This is a genomic window from Cupriavidus sp. 2TAF22 (assembly GCF_052115045.1).
GTDB lineage: Bacteria > Pseudomonadota > Gammaproteobacteria > Burkholderiales > Burkholderiaceae > Cupriavidus.
In genome coordinates this window covers 59,954-67,739 of record NZ_JBFRFX010000037.1, presented here as the reverse complement: position 1 = coordinate 67,739, position 7,786 = coordinate 59,954, and the positions used below count along the sequence as shown (strand labels likewise).

The 7,786-nt window shown below is 62.8% G+C and carries 7 protein-coding genes; all 7 read left to right on the top strand.

Going from position 1 to position 7,786, the window contains the following annotated elements:
- The coding region (locus AB4Z48_RS31900) for an ArsR/SmtB family transcription factor (RefSeq protein WP_441621439.1) at window positions 1-246 on the top strand (246 nt) is incomplete at its 5' end.
- 144 nt (window positions 247-390) lie between these two features.
- Window positions 391-660, top strand: coding sequence for a hypothetical protein (locus tag AB4Z48_RS31895; RefSeq protein WP_441621437.1), 270 nt, complete (start codon window positions 391-393; stop codon window positions 658-660).
- Window positions 661-1,008: 348 nt separating this feature from the next.
- Window positions 1,009-1,380 (top strand): hypothetical protein, encoded by a 372-nt coding sequence (locus tag AB4Z48_RS31890; protein WP_441621435.1) that lies wholly within the window; start codon window positions 1,009-1,011, stop codon window positions 1,378-1,380.
- Window positions 1,381-1,644: 264 nt separating this feature from the next.
- The gene (locus AB4Z48_RS31885) at window positions 1,645-1,842 is read left to right on the top strand and encodes a DUF3311 domain-containing protein (protein ID WP_441621433.1); all 198 of its coding nucleotides are present in this window, start codon (window positions 1,645-1,647) and stop codon (window positions 1,840-1,842) included.
- A complete protein-coding gene (mctP, locus tag AB4Z48_RS31880; RefSeq protein WP_441621445.1) occupies window positions 1,839-3,341 on the top strand; it encodes a monocarboxylate uptake permease MctP in 1,503 nt (500 codons plus the stop codon). Before AB4Z48_RS31885 ends, mctP begins: the two co-directional genes overlap by 4 nt.
- A 142-nt stretch (window positions 3,342-3,483) precedes the next feature.
- A complete protein-coding gene (locus tag AB4Z48_RS31875) occupies window positions 3,484-4,560 on the top strand; it encodes a porin (RefSeq protein ID WP_441621431.1) in 1,077 nt (358 codons plus the stop codon).
- A gap of 420 nt (window positions 4,561-4,980) precedes the next feature.
- Window positions 4,981-7,662: a pyruvate dehydrogenase (acetyl-transferring), homodimeric type gene (aceE, locus tag AB4Z48_RS31870; protein WP_441621429.1), complete on the top strand. Its 2,682-nt coding sequence runs from the start codon at window positions 4,981-4,983 to the stop codon at window positions 7,660-7,662.
- The last annotated feature ends 124 nt before the right edge of the window (window positions 7,663-7,786 follow it).

The following is a 7,786-nucleotide window of genomic DNA, read 5'->3' as shown; positions in this document are numbered from 1 at the left end:
ATCCTGGCGTGGCTGAAGACGCCGAACGAGGTCTTCGTACAGGGCTACATCGATCTTGGTCATGGCGTGCCGTCGACTGTGATTCACGCACGCAGTGGCCTGTCGCAGTCGACCGTATCGGCGCATGTCGCAACGTTGGTCGAGGCCGGCCTTCTTGTTCAGACCCGGGTGGGGCAGTGGATCCTCCTCTCTCGGAATGAAGAGGTGATACGCGCCTTTGCCAGGCAGATCAGCTTGCATCTGTAGACGCCGGCCTTGTCGATCGGAGGGGCGGACGCACCGCCCTCGCGAACCGATGGTCGTTGCTTGCCTTGAGACCGCCAAATGCCACGGCGGGGTGATCCTGGTCACGCTGGCATGTTGACGCCAGGGAACCGTGGCGATTGCCGCGTGTACGTCATATCGATCCCTGGAAGTGCGCTTATTGCGCGAAGCCATCCCCGCCACGCAAGAGCAGCACGCTTCATTGTCGCGGCGGCGAACACGGTCGCGCTTGGTTGCCGTGCCGATCAATCTGGCCGCATCCTGCCGGCATTGGTGTCCGGCGAGGTCTGCGTCGCGTTCGCGATTGACGCGCTGAGCATCGACTACACAGTGGACTCGAGCACGCCCGCCTGTACGCGCGATCTTCAGAAATTAATACATCACAACGTGATGTAAGTGTCTGGCCATGCGCAATGAACAATGCGCGTGCCGATGCGATGAAGGATGCCATGGCGCAACACGCCACTTCCTCCTGGGCGGAATGGATCACGGGGCGACGGTGGCGGCTTCAGACACTTCATGATGTGTCTCCGTGCTTGGGGCGCTCCGCATTGGCCGATACCTTGCATGCATTGGCCTGAGATTAGCCTATTTGCATCAGCCCGCATGCTTCCGCTTCACTATCATTTGAATCTGGTGACCCGACGTGAATGGGCTCCTGCAAGCATGGCTTCCTGATTCATCCGCAGCGGCGCTGCGATGTGGTGCGCCTCGAAGTGGCACGACTTATTCGGTAGACAACGTATGACCAGTGATCCTGTCGACATCGCTGCGGCACTTATCGCAAACCGGCGCCCGTTCGTCCTGGCACTGGTGATCGGTGTTGCCGGGCTCGCAGATGACTATGCGGGTGACATGACGATCTTCGCCTCGGACGGCACGGTGCTTGCGGGGGATGCATTCGGACTCGGCTCCGGGAAGCCGCTGCGGGAAAAGGTCAAGGTGTGCTTCGCAAGCGGGTCTCCCATGGTGCTGGATATCGAACTGGTCGGGAACACCGCTGACGACGGCGACAGGCCGTCTGGTGGTGCACTGAAGATCTACCTGGAGGCCGTCGTGCCGCGCGCGGGTCGCTGGCAATCGCCTCCCGATAGGGTGATCGAGGCGACGTCATGAGGCGTGGAATGAGGCCGTGAAGCCGCCGGGAATGACATCCAGCGTGCGTGGCGTGGAACCCCACGCACGCTGTCGCAATCACTTGCTGCATCTGACTGGCACCTCGGCTTTGAATCTGATATCCGGCGACACAAGCGTTCAGCGAAATCGTTGCGGATAGCCGGCTGATTCTGCACGGAAGCAGGCAAAGGGAGACACCACTCCCGAGCATGTATCGCGACGAATCGGTGCTTGTATCCGCTCAATCATCTCAGGAGAGCAACATTGGAGACACCAAACAAAGGAGGCCGCGGCTGGATCTGGCCGCTCCTCCTCGCCCCCTACATCGGCCTCTTGTGGCTGCCGTTCTATATCAGCGCACAGCCCGAGTGGTTCGGCTTTCCGTTCTTCTATTGGTATCAGTTCCTCTGGGTGCCAATCACCTCCATGCTGCTGTACGTCGTGTATCGGGGGATGAAATGATCGATACATCGGCGGTCGACGGCGTGGCGATGGCGGTATTCATTGCGTTCTTCGTGCTCGTTACTGTGCTGGGCTTCGTTGCAGCGCGCTGGAAACGCGGCGACCTGTCCCAGCTTCACGAATGGGGTCTCGGTGGCCGGCAATTCGGCACGGTGATCTCGTGGTTCCTTGTTGGCGGGGATTTCTATACGGCATATACGGTCATCGCGGTCCCTGCGCTGGTCTATTCGGTGGGCGCGTATGGCTTCTTCGCGATGCCCTACACGATCATCGTCTATCCGTTCGTGTTCGCGGTCATGCCGAAACTGTGGGAGATCTGCCACCGCAAGAACCACATCACGGCGGCCGACTACGTGCAGGGCGAATTCGGCGGCAAATGGCTGCCGGCGGCAGTCGCCGTCACGGGGATCGTCGCCACGCTGCCGTACATCGCGCTGCAACTCATCGGCATGCAGGTGGTGATCAAGGGCCTCGGCGTCGATGGCGAACTGCCCCTGATTGTCGCCTTCGCCATCCTGGCCGTGTACACCTATTCGAGCGGCTTGCGTGCGCCGGCGATGATCGCCTTCGTGAAAGACATCATGATCTATATCGTGGTCATTGCCGCGATATCGATTATCCCGAGCAAGCTCGGTGGCTACGGTGCGCTGTTCCATGCAGCCGACACGTACTTCGCTGCCAAGGGCGGGGTCACGGGCATCATCCTGAAGCCATCGCAGTTCACGGCGTATGCGACGCTGGCACTCGGATCGGCGCTGGCAGGGTTCATGTATCCGCATACCATGACGGGCGTGTTGTCGTCGAGTTCGGCAAACACAGTGCGCAAGAACGCCATCGCGCTGCCGGCTTACACGCTGTTGCTGGGCCTGATCGCGCTGCTGGGCTATATGGCAGTCGCGGCCGGCGTGCACGTGACGTCCGCTTCGGACGTGGTGCCGGCGCTCTTCCTCAAGTTGTTTCCGTCGTGGTTCGTGGGCTTTTCGGCGGCCGCCATCGCCATCAGCGCGCTGGTGCCGGCAGCCATCATGTCGATTGGCGCGGCAAATCTCTTCACGCGGAATCTATACGAGCCGCTGATCGCGCCGAACGTGACTCCTGAGATGGAAGCGAAGAGTGCCAAGCTGTTCTCGCTGGTCGTGAAGTTTGGCGCGCTGCTCTTCATCATCGTGCTGCCGACGCAATACGCGATCGACCTGCAGTTGCTCGGCGGTGTCTGGATTCTCCAGATCTTCCCGGCGGTCGTGTTCACGTTATACACGCGGCGCCTGACTGCGCCTGGACTATTTGCCGGCTGGGCTGTCGGCATCGTCACGGGTACGAGCCTGGCGATCTCCCTGGGGCTGAAGCCGGTGTACACGCTGCACTTTGGCGATGCCGCCTATCCGACTTATATCGGTGTGATTGCGCTGGTGCTCAATATCGTCGTGTCTACGGTGGTATCGGCGGTGACACAGAAGCATCGTGTTGCCGACGACAGGGCTTCCGTCGCCGCCCGGTAGCGCGTGCCGCCTTCCGGCCTGGCGGGCTGGAAGGCGGCGCGGGTTGCCCGGCGCGGCCCTGGGGTCTGGCGGACAGATGAGCCGATGAAAATCGCTGTTATCGCCTTTTAGTGGTGTTCCAATAAAACAATCTGGAGATTTGATGAAGAAGGTTCTTGCGGTATTTGCCGCATCCATTGCAGCCAACGCCGTATATGCCCAATCGAACGTGACGCTGTACGGTGTTGCTGACGCTGGCGTTGAATATATCAACAATGCGGGGCGCAACGGGGATGGTCTCGCACGGGTAACTTCGGGAAATCAGTCAGGCTCGCGCTGGGGGTTGCGTGGCGCGGAGGACCTGGGCAGCGGGATGAAGGCAGTCTTCCAGCTGGAAAGTGGCTTTGATATCGACACCGGCAATTCCGGTCAGAGCGCTCGCCTGTTTGGCCGCGATGCATACGTGGGACTGGAAAGCCGGTATGGTTCGCTGCGTCTTGGACGGCAGCAGACCTCGATGCGCGAATTCGGCTCTGCCTACGATCCCACCGTCATCGCCGACCGCTACGGCATGCTTTCGATTGCACCGGAGTTTGGTGCGCGCGCGGACAATGCCATCAAGTATATGGGCGCGTTCGGCGGGGTCACTGCGCAAGCCTTCTACTCGTTCCAGGCCAATGGCACCGAGGTAGCCGGCAGCAACGTATTCGGGCGCGAATTTGGCGCATTCGTCAATTACGCGAGCGGCCCGTTCTCGGTGGGTGCGGCCTATGACGATATCCATGTCGGTACGGCGGCGAATCAGGCGCCGGTCATCCGCCGCGTTTCCGTGGGGGGCGCTTACTCTGTTGGTGCCGCCAAGGTATTTGCAGGGTATCGCCTGGCCAAGGCGTACGACGGTGCAAGACTGCCGGGCGCGCAAGCGGCCGATGCGGGCTCCAACTTCTACTGGCTGGGTGTGATCTACAAACTCACGCCGGCGTTCTCGGTGCTGGGCACGGCTTACTACCAGGACTTCCGGCAGACCGGGTCGGACCCTTGGCAGTTCGTGCTGACCGGCGACTACACGCTGTCCAAGCGCACCGACGTCTACCTGTCGATGTCCTACGCGCTCAACAAGGACAGTTCCCAGCTCGGTGTCAACGGCTTCAACAGTGGCAGCGGCGCAACCGCCGTCTTTAACGTACAGCCCGGCAAGAACCAGGTCGGTGGGGTGATGGGGATCCGTCACCGGTTCTGATGCGCTTTGCCCCGACAACGGGGCGTTGTCTTGGTGCGATCGGCAAGCGATAAGCGCGAGCCCGTCGGGGAGTGCTCCTGTCGACCCGATCGCACGTCTGGCAGCTCGCCAGAGATGGATCGCCAGGGATTGAGACGGACGTCATGCGTCACTTTTTCGGGCGTCGCCATGTCACATGAACGCGTCGATGAGGTGGCGAAAAAGCCATGCCGACGCGCCGCCGCCTGGCAACGCTGTATCACGGCCGCGCCGTTGGCATTGATTGATTGGATTGGTCACCGGGAATGGAAGAACTGCGCCAGGTGGAGAATGGTCTTACCGTGGCGAGTTCCGGATGCTAACCTTGGGTACCTATCCCAGCGGCCCGCGTGCGACGAGGGCGGGGCGCTTTGCTGATCTACGCATCAGAGGAGTTCTATCATGGCGCAAGCCCACCCTGCCACTCCCCGCAACAATGACGGCGACGCTCAGGAAACCACCGAATGGCTGGATGCGCTCGATTCGGTGATCGCCTGCGAGGGCCCGGAGCGCGCGCACTACCTGATAGAGCGGCTCATCGAGCGGGCGCACGGTGCTGGCATTTACCTGCCGTTCAGCGCCAATACCGCCTACCTCAATACGATCCCGCTGGAGGCGCAGGCGCGCAGTCCCGGAGACCAGGGACTCGAGCATCGCATCCGCTCCTATATCCGATGGAATGCCCTCGTGCTGGTGCTGCGGGCGGCGCGCGAGACCAATGTCGGCGGCCATATTGCGAGCTTTGCCTCGGCGGCGACGCTGTACGAGATCGGCTTCAACCATTTCTGGCATGCACCGTCGGCGCAGCATGGCGGTGACCTTGTCTTCTTCCAGGGACACTCCGCACCGGGCTTCTACGCGCGCGCCTTCCTGGAGGGCAGGCTCACGGCCGAGCAGATGGACAACTTCCGCCAGGAGGTGGGCGGCAAGGGCATCTCGTCCTACCCGCATCCGTGGCTGATGCCGGATTTCTGGCAGTTCCCCACGGTATCGATGGGCCTGGCACCGATCATGGGCATCTACCAGGCGCGCTTCATGAAATACCTGCAGGACCGGGGCTTCGGCCAGCATGACGGGCGCAAGGTGTGGGTGTTCTGCGGCGATGGCGAAATGGACGAGCCCGAGTCGCGCGGCGCGCTTGGCATGGCCGGGCGCGAGCATCTCGATAACCTTATCTTTGTCATTAACTGCAACCTGCAGCGGCTCGACGGCCCGGTGCGCGGCAACGGCAAGATCATCCAGGAGCTGGAGTCGGAGTTCCGCGGCGCGGGCTGGAACGTGATCAAGGTGGTGTGGGGCAGCAAGTGGGATGCGCTGCTGGTGCGCGACAAGGCCGGCATCCTTGCGCGCCGCATGATGGAATGCGTTGACGGCGACTACCAGACCTTCAAGTCGAAGGACGGCGCCTATGTGCGCGAGCATTTTTTCAATACGCCCGAACTCAAGGCGCTGGTGGCGGACTGGTCCGACGACGATATCTGGGCACTGAACCGCGGTGGCCACGATCCGCACAAAGTCTACGCCGCCTACAAGGCCGCCAGCGAGCACCGCGGCCAGCCGACCGTGATCCTGGCCAAGACCATCAAGGGCTATGGCATGGGCGAGGCGGGCGAGGCACAGAACATCACCCACCAGCAGAAGAGCATGCGGGTGGAGGCGCTGATGCATTTCCGTGACCGCTTCCAGCTGCCGCTCACGGAACAGCAGCTCGACGAATTGCCGTACCTCGGCTTCGAGGACGGCTCGCGCGAGCACGCTTACCTGCATGAGCGCCGCCAGTCGCTGGGCGGCTACCTGCCGGCGCGCCGCCGGCGCGGGCCGTCGCTGGCGGTGCCGGCGCTCTCGGCGTTCGAGGGGCAGCTCAAGGCCAGCGGCGAGGGCCGCGAGTTTTCCACCGCAATGAGCTTCGTGCGCATCCTCAACACGCTGCTGCGCGACAAGACGCTGGGCCGGCGCATCGTGCCGATCGTGTCGGACGAGTCGCGCACCTTTGGCATGGAAGGGCTGTTCCGGCAGATCGGCATCTGGTCGCAGCAAGGGCAGAACTACACGCCGCAGGATGCGTCGCAGCTGAGCTTCTACAAGGAATCGAAGGACGGCCAGATCCTGCAGGAAGGGATCAGCGAGGCTGGCGCCATGTCGGACTGGATCGCCGCCGCCACGTCGTACTCGACGCACGCCGAGCCGATGATCCCGTTCTTCATCTTCTATTCGATGTTCGGCTTCCAGCGCTTTGGCGACCTGGCGTGGGCGGCGGGCGACCAGCGTGCGCGCGGCTTCCTGCTGGGCGGCACCGCCGGGCGCACCACGCTCAACGGCGAAGGGCTGCAACACGAGGACGGGCACAGCCTGGTGTGGGGCGGCACCATCCCCAACTGCATCAGCTACGATCCCACCTTTTCCTATGAACTCGCGGTGATCATCCAGGACGGCCTGCGCCGCATGGTGCAGGAGCAGGAGGATGTGTACTACTACATTACCGTGATGAACGAGAACTACGAGCATCCGGCCATGCCGAATGATGCGGAGGCGGACATCCTGAAGGGGATGTACCTGTTCCGGCGCGGCAAGGACGGCGCGGCCGGGCAGCCGCGCGTGCAGTTGCTGGGTGCCGGCACCATCTTCCGCGAGGTGATCGCCGCGGCGAAGCTGCTGGACGAGGACTGGGGCGTCCAGGCCGACCTGTGGGGCTGCCCCAGCTTTACCGAGCTGGCGCGCGAGGGCCACGCGGCGGTGCGCTGGAACCTGCTGCATTCGGGCCAGACGCCGCGGCGCTCGCACGTGGAACAATGCCTGGCGCCGATGCAGGGGCCGGTGATCGCGGCCACCGACTATGTGCGCGCGCTGGCGGACCAGATCCGCTCGTTCGTGCCGCGCCGGTACGTGGTGCTGGGGACGGACGGCTACGGCCGTTCGGACACGCGCGAACAGCTGCGGCACTTCTTCGAGGTGGATCGCCACTGGATTACCCTGGCGGCGCTGAAGGCGCTGGCGGACGATGGCACGATCGACAAGGCGATCGTGCAGCAGGCGCTGCAAAAATATGGACTCGATTCCGAGAAACCGTATCCGCTCCACGCCTGAGACCTGACGGGCTGCGCTGGGCTTGGCGCTCCCATGTTCCGCAAGAGCGGGCCTGGGAGCGAGCCGGGCTCTTGCGGGCTGTCCCGGCGCGCGTGCCGCTGCGCCGGCTGGTGGCATCCTCGGG